Origin of the sequence: Actinomadura sp. NPDC000929, assembly GCF_040492065.1 — a bacterium.
GTDB classification, from domain to species: Bacteria; Actinomycetota; Actinomycetes; order Streptosporangiales; family Streptosporangiaceae; genus Spirillospora; species Spirillospora verrucosospora.
In genome coordinates this window covers 126,266-142,417 of the sequence record NZ_JBEUPA010000004.1, presented here as the reverse complement: position 1 = coordinate 142,417, position 16,152 = coordinate 126,266, and the positions used below count along the sequence as shown (strand labels likewise).

13 protein-coding genes and 1 pseudogene are annotated in these 16,152 nt (G+C 69.5%); 6 read left to right on the top strand and 8 right to left on the bottom strand.

Features of this window, described 5'->3' with window-relative positions; genetic code table 11:
• Window positions 1-99: 99 nt before the first annotated feature.
• Together ABWI04_RS02880 and ABWI04_RS02875 are read left to right on the top strand one after the other, a co-directional pair.
• Window positions 100-1,254 carry an MGDG synthase family glycosyltransferase gene (locus ABWI04_RS02880; protein WP_353831303.1) on the top strand — a complete coding sequence of 385 codons (1,155 nt, stop codon included), beginning with the start codon at window positions 100-102 and terminating at the stop codon, window positions 1,252-1,254.
• Window positions 1,251-2,030, top strand: coding sequence for a polysaccharide deacetylase family protein (locus tag ABWI04_RS02875; RefSeq protein ID WP_353831302.1), 780 nt, complete (start codon window positions 1,251-1,253; stop codon window positions 2,028-2,030). The genes ABWI04_RS02880 and ABWI04_RS02875 overlap by 4 nt, the downstream gene beginning before the upstream one ends.
• Window positions 2,031-2,475: 445 nt before the next feature.
• On the opposite strand, the gene ABWI04_RS02870 is transcribed toward ABWI04_RS02875, so the two are convergent.
• The gene (locus tag ABWI04_RS02870) at window positions 2,476-3,039 is read right to left on the bottom strand and encodes an SEC-C metal-binding domain-containing protein (RefSeq protein WP_353831301.1); all 564 of its coding nucleotides are present in this window, start codon (window positions 3,037-3,039) and stop codon (window positions 2,476-2,478) included.
• 53 nt (window positions 3,040-3,092) lie between these two features.
• Here ABWI04_RS02870 and ABWI04_RS02865 point away from each other — a divergent pair, with 53 nt between their 5' ends.
• Both ABWI04_RS02865 and ABWI04_RS02860 read left to right on the top strand, forming a co-directional pair.
• Window positions 3,093-3,266, top strand: coding sequence for a hypothetical protein (locus tag ABWI04_RS02865; RefSeq protein ID WP_353831300.1), 174 nt, complete (start codon window positions 3,093-3,095; stop codon window positions 3,264-3,266).
• 262 nt (window positions 3,267-3,528) lie between these two features.
• Window positions 3,529-3,906 carry a nuclear transport factor 2 family protein gene (locus ABWI04_RS02860; RefSeq protein ID WP_353831299.1) on the top strand — a complete coding sequence of 126 codons (378 nt, stop codon included), beginning with the start codon at window positions 3,529-3,531 and terminating at the stop codon, window positions 3,904-3,906.
• A gap of 72 nt (window positions 3,907-3,978) precedes the next feature.
• Here ABWI04_RS02860 and ABWI04_RS02855 read toward each other — a convergent pair.
• The 7 genes and pseudogenes from ABWI04_RS02855 to ABWI04_RS02825 all read right to left on the bottom strand — a co-directional run.
• Window positions 3,979-4,152: pseudogene (locus ABWI04_RS02855) on the bottom strand (IS630 family transposase); the annotation flags it as partial.
• A 465-nt stretch (window positions 4,153-4,617) separates the two neighbouring features.
• Window positions 4,618-5,844 carry an FUSC family protein gene (locus tag ABWI04_RS02850; RefSeq protein ID WP_353831298.1) on the bottom strand — a complete coding sequence of 409 codons (1,227 nt, stop codon included), beginning with the start codon at window positions 5,842-5,844 and terminating at the stop codon, window positions 4,618-4,620.
• Window positions 5,845-5,862: 18 nt separating this feature from the next.
• On the bottom strand, window positions 5,863-7,455 hold the full coding sequence (locus tag ABWI04_RS02845) for an FAD-dependent oxidoreductase (RefSeq protein WP_353831297.1): 1,593 nt from the start codon (window positions 7,453-7,455) through the stop codon (window positions 5,863-5,865).
• A complete protein-coding gene (gene trxA / locus ABWI04_RS02840) occupies window positions 7,439-8,170 on the bottom strand; it encodes a thioredoxin (RefSeq protein ID WP_353831296.1) in 732 nt (243 codons plus the stop codon). Before trxA ends, ABWI04_RS02845 begins: the two co-directional genes overlap by 17 nt.
• Window positions 8,171-8,204: 34 nt before the next feature.
• On the bottom strand, window positions 8,205-9,779 hold the full coding sequence (locus ABWI04_RS02835) for a Na+/H+ antiporter (protein ID WP_353831295.1): 1,575 nt from the start codon (window positions 9,777-9,779) through the stop codon (window positions 8,205-8,207).
• Window positions 9,780-9,949: 170 nt separating this feature from the next.
• Window positions 9,950-12,769 (bottom strand): ATP-binding protein, encoded by a 2,820-nt coding sequence (locus ABWI04_RS02830; RefSeq protein ID WP_353831294.1) that lies wholly within the window; start codon window positions 12,767-12,769, stop codon window positions 9,950-9,952.
• Between the two features lie 146 nt (window positions 12,770-12,915).
• On the bottom strand, window positions 12,916-13,365 hold the full coding sequence (locus ABWI04_RS02825) for a DUF1931 family protein (RefSeq protein ID WP_353831293.1): 450 nt from the start codon (window positions 13,363-13,365) through the stop codon (window positions 12,916-12,918).
• A 351-nt stretch (window positions 13,366-13,716) separates the two neighbouring features.
• Here ABWI04_RS02825 and dnaK point away from each other — a divergent pair, with 351 nt between their 5' ends.
• Both dnaK and ABWI04_RS02815 read left to right on the top strand, forming a co-directional pair.
• On the top strand, window positions 13,717-15,594 hold the full coding sequence (gene dnaK / locus ABWI04_RS02820) for a molecular chaperone DnaK (RefSeq protein ID WP_345172322.1): 1,878 nt from the start codon (window positions 13,717-13,719) through the stop codon (window positions 15,592-15,594).
• Window positions 15,557-16,150 carry a nucleotide exchange factor GrpE gene (locus tag ABWI04_RS02815; protein WP_353831292.1) on the top strand — a complete coding sequence of 198 codons (594 nt, stop codon included), beginning with the start codon at window positions 15,557-15,559 and terminating at the stop codon, window positions 16,148-16,150. Before dnaK ends, ABWI04_RS02815 begins: the two co-directional genes overlap by 38 nt.
• Window positions 16,151-16,152: the final 2 nt, after the last annotated feature.

Sequence of the window (16,152 nt, the reverse complement as noted above, 5' to 3'; positions counted from 1 at the left end):
CCGACGCGGAACGCGCGGCGACGAGCGATCCCTTCCCTGACTCCCCCTCCGGCCGGCGACGGCCGAGTTCCGTCGCGTCGAGACAGAAGGCACCAGGTCGTGACCCCCTCCTTGATCCACCCCGGCACGAGACGGCACGTCACGATCGTGTCGGCGAGCGTCGGCGCCGGGCACGACGGTGCGGCGAGCGAGCTGGCCCGCCGGCTCGGCGAAGCCGGAATCACCGTCGACCGCCACGACTATCTCGACCTCCTCCCAGCCTCCCTCGGCCGCCTCCTGCGGCAGACGTACGCGCTGCAACTGCGAGCCGCCCCGGAAAGCTGGGAACGGTTGTTCACCGCGCTGGACCAGCGCAGGAAACTCGCGGCGGCGGCACGTGCCCTGAGCGGGCTGGCCGCCCGTCGCCTCGCCCATACGGCGGCGGGCTCCGACGTCGTCGTGTCGACCTACCCCCTCGCGAGCCAAGCGTTGGGCCGGCTGCGGCGGCGCGGCGCGCTCCGAGTCCCGGTCGTCACCTACCTCACCGACATGTCCGTGCACCCTCTGTGGATCGCCGAAAGGGCCGACGCCCACCTGGCGCTGCACCCGACGGCGGCGGCGCAGGCGCGACGGCTCGGCGCGGCCAACGTCCAGGTGTGCGCGCCCGCCGTACGACCCGGTTTTCGGCCCGCCTCGTCCGTCCTCGAACGGCAGCTGGCACGACTGCACTTCGGCCTGCCGGACGACGACCGCCTGGCCCTGGTGGTCGCAGGCGCCTGGGGATCCGGGGACGTGGCGGCCACCGTACGGGACGTGGCCGCGTCCCGGCTGGTCACGCCGGTCGTCGTGTGCGGGCGCAACACCGCGCTGCGGGAGGCGCTCGCCCGCTCCGGTGTCGGCGTCACGCTCGGCTGGGTCGAGGACATGCCGACGTTGATGCGCGCCTGTGACCTCGTGGTTCAGAACGCCGGCGGCCTCAGCTCCCTCGAGGCGCTGGCGTCCGGCCTGCCCGTCATCAGCTACCGCTGCCTTCCGGGACACGGCAGGACCAACGCCGCCGCTTTGGAGGAGTCCGGATGGGCGCCGTGGGCACGCAGACCCGACGAGCTGCCCGAGGCGTTGTTCGCGGCGCTGACGGCACCCCGCGCCATCGAGTCCACCGGAGCCGCCGACCCGGCGGCGATCGTCGCCGCCCTGGCGACCGGACGAGACCCCGCGGCCACCGGCCGACCCGCGTCCATGGAGGTTTCCGAGATGGTGGAGGCGTCCCGATGAGCGCCACGCGTCTCGCCGTGACGGCGGCAGGTGTCCTCGCCACCGCACATGCCTCGCCGGCCGTCACGTCGATCGGGCCGCTGCGCCGGCAGCTGTTCCCCGGGCTGGCCGGCGTCGGCGAACCCGGCCATGTGGCGCTCACGTTCGACGACGGTCCAGACCCGCGCTCGACGCCGGCGTTCCTGACCGTCTTGCGGGAGCACGGGGTGAAGGCCACTTACTTCCTGCTCGGCCGGATGCTCAAGGCCGCCCCGGACCTGGGCCGGAGCCTCGCCGAGTCAGGACACGAGATCGCCGTCCACGGATGGGAGCACCGCTGCATGCTGCTGCGTGGGCCCGCCGCGACCTACGACGACCTGGCCCGGGCGATGGAGTCGATCGTCAACGTCACCGGGACGGTGCCGCGATGGTACCGGCCCCCCTACGGTGTGCTGAGCCTCTCGGCCTTGCGGGCGGCCCGCCGCCTAAGCCTCACACCGGTTCTCTGGACGAACTGGGGAAGGGACTGGACGCACGCGGCGACCCCCGCCTCCATCCTCGCGACCCTCACGCGCGACCTCGACGGTGGAGGAACCGTGCTCCTCCACGACTCCGACTGCACATCGGCACCCGACTCGTGGAGGAAGACGCTCGACGCGCTGCCGCCGCTCTTGGAGTGGATACGCGACCGCGGCCTGTCGATCGGTCCCCTACGCGACCACGGGCTGGACGCGCCGCGACAAGGCCCTCGGCCTACCGCCCCGCCCGGCGCAGGCCCAGGACGGGGTGGTCATTGAGCTCCTCTCACGGAGCGGCTTCCAGCGCTGCCCTGAGGAGCCCCGCGACGGCACAGGCGGTCTCGTCTCCCCGTGCCCGGCCAGCAGACCGTCAACGGCCCATATCGGCTCGTTGTCGGCTCGGCGATTCTGAACGGATCGGCACCCGACGGGGGGTGATATAGCCCCGAAATGGGGTCGTCTCACGCGGATAGAAAAACATGGAATAACAACTCATCATCGCGACACTGACCCAGATATAGCGGACAAGGGAACACTGGAGAACTTCCGAGGGAGGTGTGGATCCGGCATCGGAGAGAGGAGCTGATGAAGTACTTCAATCGATGTCGCGGAAGCGCGCGTTCCTGGACGCGCTGGGCCGCAGCACGGACGCAGGGCGGGAGCGTGCGTTGCAGCTGCGGACCCGATCGGGGCCTCGTCTCTGCTGCGGCGGGCCGACCAAGGCTTATGGTCGGTTCGCGCCCGGCTGCCGACAGCAGCGCTTGTATTTGCGGCCGGAACCGCAGGGGCATGGATCGTTGCGGCCGTGACGGTCGATGCGCTCCACTCCGGTGCCCGACTGCAGCGCCGCCACGTTCCGCGGTAGGAATTGCGCTCGGAACCGCATGTAGAGATTGAGGTTCTCCCGAGTTTGGCTGGTTCCGAGTCCGTCGGCCTGCTGGTCGCGCGGCAACTGGATGGCCTCTTGTACCGGGGGAAGCCACTCCAACTGCCCGAGACCCTTGAGGCAGACACCGTGCCGGAATAGCGCCCGCGCCAGGTCCTCACGGCTGGCGAGGTTGCGGACCGCAACGCTGCGAAGCATTTCGACCGTGCGGCGGGCGACCCACTCGGCGTCGGGTGTGCGCTTCGCGGTGAGAAGGGGCTTCATCAGGTCGCCCTTGATCGCACGGAAGGCCGCCGCACAGGCATCGTCGAGCTCGCCGTTCTCGGCCCTGGCGACGGCCAGGGCGGCGTAGGCGCGGGCGATGACGAGGCGCGGCGCCTCCGTTCGGCCGAGCACCGCCACCGCTTCGCCGCCGCAGGCGGCGGCGCCTCGCTCCGGCCGCAATGTCTGAGCAGGTGGCAGCGTTCGGTGAGGACGCGGCCCAGCAGCAGACCGGACGCACTTCCCTCATGGCGGCGGCACCAGTCCTCCCCATCGACCACTGGCGAGGCGGAATCGACGACGTCCGCGTCTTCGACCGCGCTCTCGTCCGCTCACAGGTCCGGAGCGTCCTCCTCACCCGTACCTGAAAGCAGCGCTTCCGCCCTTTCATCGTCGTCCGTCAGAGGCGTACAGCAATTCTCGCCAGCAGAATCCACGCCTTTCTCCGCACATCACGGCGAAGGAGGCAAGGAGGGAGAGGGCTCTCGCAAACCGGCCTCTTGATCGTTTGTTAGCCACGTCCGCCACCAGCCTCAGCGGCGCATCTGGTGCTGTGACCGGGATGGTCCACCGTGATCGGAAGGCGGCTCGCGGGACGAGCACACGCGCAACGCCTGGTATTACTGGGGCATGCAGGAAGAGACGGCGCGCTCCGCGATCGACACGTTCATCGCCGCGTTCAACGCCTCGGCCGACAGCTATGTGACCGCCCTGCTCTCCCAGGCCCTGACCACAGACGTGGTCTTCTGGGGGCCGTTGGGCCGCAGCGAAGGAATCGCGGCGGTCGAGCGGTTCGTGCTGGACATCCGGCGCCACCCGGCGGGGACCGGCACGATGACGCGCTGCTCAGCGGTGGACATGCCTGACGAGTGGGCCCGGTACCAGTGGGTCTTCACAACGCCGGACGGAGGCCCCCGCCTGGTGGGAACCGATGTCGTCCATCTGCGGCGGAGCCTCATCGACCAGGTCATCGTCTTTGCGGGGGAGATCGAGCCGTCCGCCTCCTGAGTCGTCCTTCTGTCGCTGTCCTCTTCGTGAACTTGTCCCTTTCGGCGCTCCGGGGCTGCGGTTCGCGGTCGCTCAGGCTGCGACGTTGAGTGAGCGTCTGCCCCAGCCGTTGACCTTCTCGCTGCGGATGCGGGCGCGTTCCTTTCGTTGGGCGGCGAGTACGTCGGGGTGGCGAGCGTTGGCGCTGCGCCAGCGCAGGTAGCGGTGCAGTGCCTGGGTTTGTGTGGGGTGGCTGCGGTGGTGGGCAACATTGATAGGCCACGCGTTCGGGAAGGCGGCCATGGCCAGGCGCGCTTGCGCGTTCGGGTCGGCCAGCGAAGGTGAGGGTGCGCCGCCCGCTGGTCGTGCTTCTCGCGTATGGACGGCGGCTCTTCGAGCAGCGTCGGCCTGGACGTGACGCTCCTGGAGGCTGCGCAGCTGAGCAATGGTGTCGAGCAGGCATCGGCGGCGCGGTGGAGGTGACGGTGGCCGGTGACTCGGGCTGCGACGTGGAGGGCATCGGAGGCCGCCCAGCAGGCGTCCTGCGCGGAATGCAGGTTGGTGACGAGGTGCCGCCGGATCTGGGCGGTGGCGAAGGCCGCGGCACGGGCCGCGTCGTCGTAGACGCCGTTCTTCTTCATCTGCCCGGACGGCGCCGAGGCATTGGGGTCCTCGGTGGACTGAACGACGTTCCAGGTTGAAGGCGCTCGGGCCTTGTCGACGGGGAGGTGGTCAGGAGCGTGTTCGGCGTAGGTCTGTTCGCCGTCGGATCGGGCTGAGTGTGGCGGGCGGCGAAGGCTTGGGGATGCCGAGTCGGCGGTTTGGGCGTCCTTTGGTCAGCATCCGCCGCTCGGACTTCAGTTCGTTTCTCAAGCGGTCGAGATGAACGAGGACCTCGCCATGGAGCGGCCAATCGGGGCTGTCGGCCCACAACAACTCGCCCAGTCTCACGCGCTCTTCGTGCGCGGCGGTCAGGTGATAGGCGAGAGGGTCCTCGAGGTCGGTCGTTCCTATGGTGAACTGCTGGCGGCGCATTCGCCCGTAGGTGCTCAGCGCCGAGGCCAGATGTCCTAGCGCCGTGGCCAAGCGGCTGCGAGCGTCGCTCTGGGACAGAGGGTCCTCTCGCTCTGACTCGGACTCGTTGGCGTGGTCGGCGAGACAGCGGGCCAGGCCGCGGATGGTGATCCCGCAGTGTTCCAGAGCGGCCAGGGTCTCCCGTAGCGCCACCATTGCCCGCAACATTCCGACCCCCTGCGGATTGAGTCGGATGCTCTCCTCGGCTTGTGCGAGTTCGCCGTCCACGCGTTGGACGTCCCGGCTGAGGGAGCGGGCCTGGGCGAGCAACTCGCCGTACGTGCGCGGCTCGGTGCCCTTTTCAACTGCTTCGGCGATGTCATGGAGGTGGTGGGCCATGATGTCGCTCAGACCCTCCAAAGCCTCCTCCGCTGCCTGGATCCTGACGGGTGAGGTCAGGAGTCCGGCGATCAGGCCGGTGAGAGCGCCGGCAAGGGTCTCCACGATCCGTCCCGTGGCCGCGGCGCCGGTTCCGAGAGACAGGATGAGCATGGCGCTGATCGGCACCTCGAGGACATAGTTGCCGAGCCGCATCAAGACACCGCAGATCAGCGCGGCGGTGATGGTCAGGCCCAGGCTCCACCAACTGAATCCCACCAGGCTCGACAGCAGTGCCGCGACTATCACACCGACCACGACGCTGACGACGCGCTGCCAGACATGGCGAATGGTCTGGAACAGCGTGATCTGGAGGACGAGGATCGCGGTCAGAGGGGCGAGTACGGGCCTTGGACTGGTGTCGGGCAACCACGACGCGAACGCGAACGCGAGAACCGCTGTCACGGCGAGGCGAGCGATCTCGAAGGCCGTGGGCTGCGTCCGCAGCCGCCTCAGGCCCACGCGCGCCGGCGTGACGGCTGCGCGTATTCGCTGGTCACTGCTCATCTCACGCCCCACAGCCGTTTATCGGTTCAGGCGCACGAATGCCATGCGGACGGCCATCGCCCCCTCCCCCACCGCCGAAGCGACACGCTTGATCGAACCGCTTCGCACGTCACCGACGGCCAACACGCCGGGCAGGCTGGTCTCCAACGGCAGGGCTTGAGGTCCGCCGGTGCGCACGTATCCCTTGTCGTCGAGTTCGACCGTGTCCGCCAACCAGTCGACACAGGGCGCGGCTCCGATGAAGACGAACAACGCCCGAATCTCGAATCGGCGGGCTTCACTGGTCCGGTTGTTCACCGCGACTGCCTCCTCCAGAAAATCGTGTCCGTGCACTTCACGGATCTCTGTGTGGAGGAACACCTCTATTTCGGGACAGTGCTCGATCCGATCGACGAGGTAGCGCGACATGTTCTCGCCGAGCTCCGCACCCCGGACGAAGAGCAGGACACGGGTGGCGTGCCGAGCCAGGAACACGGCCGCCTGGCCGGCCGAGTTGCCGCCGCCGACGATGGCCACCGGCATGTCCCGACATTGCAGCGCCTCAACCTGGGTCGCCGCGTAGTAGACCCCGGCGCCGTCGAAGTCTTCCAGGTGCGGGACGTCAAGCCGGCGATAGCGGGCGCCGGTCGCGATGACGACCGTCCGGCCGGAGAGTTCGCCGCCTCCTCCGAGGTCGACGGTGTACCGGTCGCTGCGTACCCGTAGTCCCGTGGCCTCGCCGGGCACCTGGAGCTTCGCCCCGAATCTCCCGGCCTGGATGACCGCCCGATCGGCCAGATCCGCGCCCGAGATGCCGGCGGGGAAACCGAGGTAATTCTCGATCTTGGATGACGTCCCGGCCTGCCCTCCGGTGGCGATGGCGTCGACGACCATCGTGTCCAGCCCCTCTGAGGAGCCGTACACGGCCGCGGCCAACCCGGCCGGACCCGCTCCGATGATGAGAAGATCGTGTGCCGAGGAGGCCGGTGCCGGTGGCGGCAGCCCGAGAAGCCGGGGGAGTTCGTCGTCCCCCGGATTGCGCAGCACCCGCTTCCCGTCCAGGATCACGACGGGTGTCTCCGACACCGGGATGCTGAGCCCCCTGAGCAGCGTCTCCGCGTCCTCGTCGTCCTCGACGTCGATCCATCGATGGGGCAGTCGGTTGCGCACGACGAAGTCGCGCAGTCGACGGCAGCGAGCGGAGAACCGCGAGCCGATGATCCGCAGCCCGGCGCCCTGCGCGATGAGCAGCGAACGGCGGATGAGGAACGCGCGCAGGACGAGATCGCCGAACCAGGGTTCCTGGGCGGCCAGCTCGCGCAGCCGCCCGGGCGGCATCGCGATCACCTCGCCCGGCTCGGCGACGCGGGCCGTGAGGAACGTGGGCTGACCCGTCAGCAGGCCCAGTTCGCCGAGGAAGCGTCCCGGACCGTGCACGCGAATGACTTCGCCCTTGTCCAATATCTCCACCGTCCCGGCCAGGATCAGGAAGAAGGCGTAGTCCCGGTCCCCTTCCGAGAAGAGGACATCGCCGCGGTGGGTCGGGCGTTGTTCGCCGTATGCCGCGACCAGCCCGATCTGCTCGCGGTCGAGCCGGGGGTAGGCGCCGTTCAGATCAGGTGTCTCTTCCAAGGGTTCCCTCCACCCACGTCCGGAGCGGCCCAGCGGGCATGGCGCCCGCTCGCTGGTCGATCACCTTCCCGTCACGCATCAGCAGCAGCGTGGGGACGGCACGAACGGCGAAGCGCTCCTGTATCTTCGGCGCCCGGTCGATGTCGATCTTCACGAGCTTCAGCCGTCCGGCCAGTTCGCGGGCGAGGTGCTCCAGTACCGGGCTGACCGTCCGGCATGGCGCGCACCAGGTCGCCCACAGGTCGACGATGACCGGCACCGAGGAGCGCTCGGCGACCTCGGCGAAGTCTTCGTCTCCGGCTTCTGCGATCCATGGGAGCGGCCGGTGGCAGTTCCCGCAGACCGGACCGCCGTCAGCGGCCGCCGGCACACGGTTCTTCTTTCCGCAGTGCTCACAACGGACGATCACCGGCTCCTCCAGCGGATGTGGTCGAAGCGCCCTGGAAGGGTCAGTCCCTGACCTCGACGTGGCGGCCTTCTCGGTCGTGGACTCGGGGACCGTCACGGTCAGCACGCCGTCGGCGAGGTTCGCGTCGACCCGGTCGGCGTCGATGTCGCCGGGCGGGAACACCCGGTACTCAACCGGCCGGTACGCCGCTGCTTGCGATGCCGCAGTCCGCGGCTCTCCCGCTCCTTGACCTCCCCCGTGATGGTCGGTTCCCGGTCGTGCACGTTCTCTAGAAGAAGCGTTGCCCGTCCGTCCGGTCCGGCACATCCTCAGAGTTGACAGGTGTGGGCAGCGCCCCCGGTCAGCCGACTTCCCGGATGTCGGGGTCCTCTAGATCGAGCCATCGGTCCACGGCCCGCAGGCCCTCGACGCTGATCTTGCCCATGGAGTAGAGCCGGCGCAGCTTCTCTCGCTGCGTCCGCACCAGTTCGCGGCGGAGGCTCAGGGAGTCGGTCACCTCCTCGTCGAGGTCCTCGCCGAACTCAGTGCCGATCTGTTCCAGGAGGTCCTCGTACAGCTGGCGGAAGGTCCTGCCGGTGCGACCATCGACCTCGCCGTTCTCGATGAGTTCGTCGAGCCGGGCCAGGGCGGCTTCCACCACGGCCATCTTCGCCTCCCGGTACTCGATCCGGACGCGGTCGGACTCGGCCAGGCCCAGCCGTCTCAGCAGGCCGGGCATCGTGGTCGCACATCCGATCAGGGTGATGAACACGACGGCGCCGGTCACGAAGAGCCGCTCGCCGCGCCGTTCCGGCGGCAGGCCCGGCGCGGAGACCGGCAGGGACAGCACGATCGCCAGTGAGATCGCGCCTCGCATGCCGCTCCAGCCGATGGCGAGCCTGCCGCGCCAGGGCAGATGATCGAAGGCGATGTGCCGGCCGGGCAGGTACCGGGAGAGCGGGAAGACGAACTGCGTCCAGGCCAGCCGCAGGGCCAGGATGACAGCCGCGACCGCTGCCGCGCCGAGAATCGCCGACGGCCATGCCGCGCCGGTCAACTGGCGCACGATGACGCGTATCTCAAGGCCGAGCAAGACGAACAGTGCCGACTCCAGGAGGAAGACCAGCACCTGCCAGAACAGGTGACCGGGCAGCCGGGACGCCGGTTGGAGCACGCCCTCTCCGCGCGTGCCGAGGTAGAAGCCCGCGCAGACGGTGGCGAGCACCCCGGAGAAGCCGAGCTCGTCGGCCGGGACGAACGCGAGGTACGGCGTCAGGAGGGACACGACGATCTGGCTGCCGGGATCGCGGATCCGGCGGCGCAGGCGGGACGCGACGAACCCCACTGCCAGGCCGTACGCCACGCCGCCGGCGACTACTCCGGCCAGCCGCGCTATGCCGTGGCCGACGCTGAAGGGCGTTGTCAGCGCCTCGACGGCCAGCACGAAGGCGGTGAGCGCGACGGCGTCGTTGATGAGGTTCTCCCCTTCGATGATGGTCACGATCCGAACCGGCGCGTTCAGCCGCTTCATGATCGAGATTGCGGCGACGGGGTCGGTGGGGGCGACGGCGGCACCGAGGGCCAGGGCCGCCGCCCAGCCCAGGTCGGGCAGAACCCACCGCAGGACGGCGGCGACGGCGAAGGTGGTCACCGTTGTCAGGCCGATCGCGAGTGTCGTGATCGGCACGGCCTCCGCCTTCGCCTCGCGCGGGGCGCTGAAGAACGCCGCGTAGTAGACCAGCGGGGGCAGGAAGCCGAGCAGCACCACTTCCGGCGGCAGTTCGATCTCGGGCATGCCGGGCAGGAACGCGATCGCCGCGCCGAGCACGACGAGCAGGATCGCTTCGGGCATCCCTATGCGCGCCGACAGGGCCCGGGAGAGCAGGACGACGGCCGCGGTGGCCAGGACGACGATGAACACGGATTCCGGGCCCATGATCGCGGCCTTCCCTGTCAGGGCACGGCCAGCCGAAGACGCAGGTAGGGAAATGTCCAAGAGGCACTGATCTGCGGACGATCACTGCCGTCGACGCTCCGGCAAGCTGCTACCCGGCTGCCCTTGCCGGTCCGTTGCGTTTCCGGTCTAGGGCGTCTGTGGGCGGCGGGCTACTCGGCCTCCGGGCCGTCGGAGCTCTTCTTGGTATGCGCGTCGGGAGGGTCGTCGGAGTGTTCGAGGACCTGCCGCGCCAGTTCGACGCGCGAGCGGATGTCGAGTTTGCGGAAGACCTGCCGCAGGTGGAACGCGACGGTGTGGACGCTGACGAACAGCTGATCGGCGATGCGCTGGTTGGTGAGCCCTTGGGAGACGAGCCCGGAGATCCGCTGCTCGGTCCCGGTGAGGCTGCCCCAGCCGGTCACGGGCCGATCGCGGCGTTCCCAGTGCCTGCGGCGTTCCCCCATCCGCCGCAGGCGCCCGCGGATGCGGGCCGCGTCCCGCTCGGCGCCGGCCGCCGCGTAGCGGGAGAGAGCCTCGTCGAACCACTGGATCGTACGACCGCGCGCGCCGCCCAGTCCGCTCAGCAGCATGCCGAGGTCCTCGTAGGCGGACGCGGATGACCAGTGGTCGGCGTGCTCCGCCCCGGCGTGTCGCAGGAGGTCCGGATCGCCGTGGAGCAGCCCGCGGGCGTGCTCGGCGGCGGCGGACAGACTGGGCAGCGTCGGGTTCATGTCGGCGAGCCGGTCGGCCGCGGCAACGGCCTTCTCGGCATGCCCGGGCTCACCCACCGCGACCGCCGTCCGGACCAGCCAGGCCGCCGCGGTCGGATCGCAGATCAGCACCCTGTTGTGCGTCGCCAGGCCGTCGAGGAGTCGGCTCACTCCGGGCAGGGCGGCTCGCGGCCCGTCACGCGCCTCGGTCACCTGCGCCCGGATCAACTCGCTTCGGGTCAGGTCGAAGGGAGGGGACGCCGGGCCGCCCGCGTCCTTGCCTCCGAGGCTGTGCTCGGCGGCCGTCTCGAGATCGCCGGAGCGCAGCGCCGCGATGGACAGCGTGGACCTGGCGCAGGCGCCCAGCAGGCGCGCCCCGACCGCGTCGGCGGCTTCCAGAGCCGCCCTCGCCCCGCGGATCGCCTCCTCTGGACGCCCCTCAGCGAGGTCGATGCGAGATCGCACGATCGCCGATCCGGCCGCCCAGCCGTCCCGTCCGATCCCCTCGGCTCCGCCGGTCTCCAGCACCATCGTCCGCCGCGCCTCGTCCATGAGCCTGACGTCCACCAGGAACGAGGCCAGTATCAGACCTGGGTGAAGCCGGCACTCATGCACGCCGTCGTTGGACACCTGCCGCACACCGGTTCGCGTAAGGTCGAGCGCGCCGACCAGATCGCCCTTGTCCCAGTCGTTCACGGCGAGGACGATGAGCGCCCCGGTCAGCAGGCCACGGCCGGGCACGTCGGCCGCCTTGAGGATCTCTCTGGCCCGTTCCAGCGCGCTTCCGCCCTCCTGGAGCCCGACCTCGGCCTGCAGGAGAGCGAGTTCGGCGCGGTCGCGCACCTCGTCGGTCAGATCAGGCATGTCCAGCACGGCCTTGGCCGTGTCCGACGCCTTGGCGGCCTGCCCCATCGGCACCAGGACGAAGGACAGCGCGGTCAGCAGTTCGGCGGTCGACGGGCCGGAGGCGCATTGGTCGAGCGCGGCCTCCGCGAACTCCGCGGCCCCCATCAGGTCACCGGCGGTGACCAGCGTCCGCATCGCCGTCATCGTGCGCGCGAACCACAGCGGATCGGCGGGCTCGGTGAGCTCGAGCGCCCGTTGGGTCAGCTCGGCGGCGACCGCCGGGTCGGTGTCGACCATCTGCGCGCTCGCCCGGTCCAGGCTCTGGAGGACCTCCGGGACGCCTGAGACCGCCCCCGCCATGAGGTGGGCCGCCGCGGCCTTCACCCTCCCGCCGTGCTCCAGCAGGGTCCTGCCGATCTGCACATGCAGAGCCTGCCGGACGGGACCGGGGATATCCGTGATCAGCGATTCGCGCACCAGGTCGTGCCGGAACACCAGAGCGTCCTCATGCGCTGCCAGCAACTCGGTCGCCAGTATCGCCTCCAGTGACGGCAGTAGTTCGGAGGGGGTGATGCCGAGCAGGTCTGCGGCGACCAGGGGGTGGAACGCGGGCCCCAGCAGCGCAGCCACCTCGAGAAGCCGCCGGGCCGCCGGATCCAGATCTTCCAGACGGCCCTGGACGACGAGACGGGCCCGCTCCGGCAACCGCGAGGCGCTGAGGTGAGCGTGGCCCCGGGCGGTCACCACACAGCCCTCGTCGAGCAGTCCGTTCATCAGCTCGAGAAGCAGCAGCGGATTGCCGCCGGCCTTGTCCGCGAGCACGCGAAGATCGGCATCAGGGCACGCGCCCAGAGTGGCGGTGACCAGCTCGAAGACGGCCTCATCCGGCAGCGGACGGAGCTGGAACAGGACGGCGCCGCGCGCCTTCAACCGGGAGAACAGCCGATCGGGCTCGGCGCCGCCGGAACCGGTCCGGCGTGCGAGAATCCACCACACGGGAGACGATGCGAGCCGGCTCGGCAGCGTTCGCAACGCGAGGAGCGTCTCGGGATCGGCCCAGTCGAGATCGTCCAGCACGACCAGCAGCGAGGTGGAACGGGCCCGCCGTTCCAGTGCGACCCGCAGCCGCTCGGCCGAATGGTCCTGTCCGCCTGCCGACGGCGAAAACTGGCCAGGCTCGTCTAGTACCGACAGCAACGATTCCAGGTCCGCGGGCCGGCGCAGTTCGGGGGCCGTATCCGGGTCCACCACCGAGAAACCCTCGTCGGCGGCGATCCGCGCGGCCTCCTTGAGCAGGCGGGTTCGCCCGATGCCCGGCTCCCCCTCGACGAGCATGACCCTCGGACCGTCGACGCGCGTCAGCAGCTCGTCGATGCTCGCTTGTTCCCGCTGGCGACCGAACGTCGCGCCCCGCGTCGGCGGTCTGCCCTCCATGCGGGCAACGTGCCCGTGATTGCGGCGATTACGCGACCGCCAACGCACGACTGTCTCATTTGCGGGCAAATTAAATAAAACTGACGTTAAGGCATAACCCTGCGCAGATCACATCTATCACGAACCGGTCAAAGCAGCGGTCCCGCTCACAAGAGCAGGTCAAACAGGCGCTGGACACGCTCCCACTGCGTGGTCTGCGGGTTGCGCCGGTCCGGGAACACGATCCGGAAGGCCTGCGACAGCGCGTAGGAAAGGCCGCCCGCGATTTCGGGAAGCTTCTCATCGGTGACATCGCGGACCGCGATGTCCAGCGGCGGCCGCCTCGCCAGCAGCTCCAGGATCGGCTCGACCTCGATCTCCTCGTCCAGCCGGCGGAACCGGTGGATGCACTCCTGCAGGCCCTTCGTGATCGGGAGGTCGAACGGCTCGATGATGTCGCGCCCGTTCGCCTTCGCCCTGGCCTGCCCGATGAGGAGCAGGTCGTACAGCTTGGCGTCAAGGAACTCGTGGTAGCGCCGCAGATCGTTCTTGTCGACGTCCACCCCGGAGGCAGACCTGAAGAAGCGCTCGAACCTGCTGATTCCCATCACGGCCATGATCCCGCCTCCCTGTCATCTCCTGACGGAGGAGAAGAAGAACTGCTTGCAGCATCCCCGCCCCGGGGGGCCGTCACATCGTCAGATCTTGTAGGCCTGGCTCGCCCGCGAACAGGCTGCCCGACCACGCCGGGCCGATGGTCCGACCCGCGCGCCGCCTGCCCTGCCGCCATCCCCCCGCGACGGGTTCACCAACGCCCCCCGTAGTGGGCGCCGAACTCAGACCTACACGGTCAGTGGATGTGCCGGGCCCCCTGATGCCGCAACGTGGGGACGAAGGCATCGCCGTCTCCGGCAACGACGTACGCCATCTCGCCGGAGAGCGCGGTGAGGACCATCGGAGGGAACCTGATGGGTAGAGCAGTCGGCATAGACCTCGGCACCACCAACTCGGTCATCGCGGCGACGGAAGGCGGTGAGCCCAGGGTCCTCCCCAACGCGGAAGGGGCGCGGACGACCCCGTCCGTGGTGGCCTTCACCGAACAGGGAGAGAGGCTGGTCGGGCAGTTGGCCCGGCGTCAGGCGATCATGAACCCGAAGGGCACCATCACCTCGGCGAAGCGCTTCATCGGACGGCGCTACGACGAGATCGAGACCGAGAAGGACGCGGTCTCGTTCGACGTGGTCGAAGGGTCCGACGGGACGGCACGCTTCGAAGTGCGCGGCAAGCAGTACGCGCCGGAGGAGATCTCGGCGCTGGTGCTGCGCAAGCTGGCGGACGACGCCGGCAAGTCGCTCGGGGAGAAGGTCACCGAGGCGGTCATCACCGTGCCCGCCTACTTCAACGACGCCCAGCGGCAGGCGACGAGCGACGCAGGGAAGATCGCCGGGCTGGAAGTCCTGCGCATCATCAACGAGCCCACGGCGGCGGCACTGGCCTACGGCCTCGACAAGAAGGCCAACGAGACCGTGCTGGTGTTCGACCTGGGCGGCGGTACGTTCGACGTCAGCCTGCTGAACATCGGCGACGACGTGGTGGAGGTCCGCGCCACCTCCGGTGACGGCCACCTCGGCGGCGACGACTTCGACCGCCGGATCGTCGACCACCTCGCCGACGAGTTCCAGCGCGAGAACGGGATCGACCTCCGAGCGGACCCCCAGGCCCTGCAGCGGCTGTTCGAGGCCGCCGAGAAGGCCAAGGTCGAACTGTCCACGGTGACCCAGACGCAGATCAGCCTTCCGTTCATCACGGCCGACGCCAGCGGCCCGAAACACCTCAACACCTCGCTGATGCGCTCCGCGTTCGAGCAGATCACAGCGGACCTGATCGAGCGCTGCGTCGGCCCGGTGGAACGGGCGATGAGCGATGCCAAGGTCACCGCCGACGACATCGACGAGGTCATCATGGTCGGCGGGTCCACCCGGATCCCCGCCGTGCAGAGCCTCGTCCGCAGGCTGACCGGCGGCCAGGACCCCAACATGTCGGTCAACCCCGACGAGGTCGTGGCACTGGGCGCCGCGATCCAGGCCGGCGTCCTCAAGGGCGAGGTCAAGGACGTCCTGCTGCTCGACGTCACGCCCCTGTCGCTCGGCGTGGAGACCATGGGCGGGGTGATGACCAAGATCATCGAGCGCAACACGACCATCCCCGCCCGCCGCACCGAGACGTTCAGCACCGCCGAGGACAACCAGAACGCGGTCGACATCGTGGTCCTGCAGGGTGAACGGGAACGGGCCGCCGACAACCGGGTGCTCGGTCGCTTCCGGCTGGAGAACATCCGCCCCGCGCCGCGCGGCGAACCGCAGATCGAAGTGACGTTCGACATCGACGCCAACGGCATCCTCAACGTCTCCGCGCGCGACCAGGACACCGGCGCCGAGCAGCACATCACCATCAGCCAGAGCTCGAACCTCGACGAGAGCGAGGTCGAGCGCATGATCGCCGATGCGGAGCAGAACCGGCAGGAGGACGCCCGGCTGCGCGCGCAGGTCGACGCGCGCAACGAGCTGGACTCGGCCGTCTACCAGGTCGAACACCGGCTCGGTGAACTCGGCGACACGGTGCCCGTGCATGAGAAGTCGCGGGCCGAGGCGCTGATCGAGGACGCCCGGCAGGCCATCAAGGAGGAGGCGCCGCTGGACCGGCTGCGCACGCTCACCTCCGAACTCCAGCAGATCCTGCACGGTTTGGGAACGACCACCGGAGCGGGCGCGGGCGAGCGTCCCGCCGGGGCGACGACGGAAGGCTCGGATGACGATGTCATCGACGCCGAATTCACGACGGACTGAGCAGACCGGACAGCCGGCCGACCGCGACCGGTCAGTCGAGCGGCCAGAGAGCGCCGGGCAGGGGCCCGAGCAGGAGAAGGCCGCCGAGCCGACGGGCCGGGATCCCGGCGAGGTCGAACGGCTCAGGGCACGGGTCGAGGAACTCGAGGACCTGTGGCGGCGCGCGCTCGCCGACCTCGACAACCTCCGCAAGCGCATGGCACGCGAACTGGAGACGCAGCGCCGTGCCCAGCGGGCGGAGGCCACCGCGGCGTGGCTGCCGGTTCTCGACGACCTCGAACGCGCACTCCAGCACGCCGAGTCCGACCCGGCGAGCGTCGTCGAGGGCATTCGCAGCGTCCGGGACCGGGCCGTGGCGACCTTGCGCGACCTCGGTTATCCGCGTCGCGATGACCTGGGGGTCCCGTTCGATCCGGCCCGGCACTCGGCGGTCGCCGTGCGCACCGACCCCGATGTTCCGCCCGGCACGGTGGTCGAGGTGCACCAGCCGGGCTACGGCGACGACGAGAACCAGCTGCGTCCGGCGCTGGTGTCGGTGTCGGGCAAAGGCCGGTGACT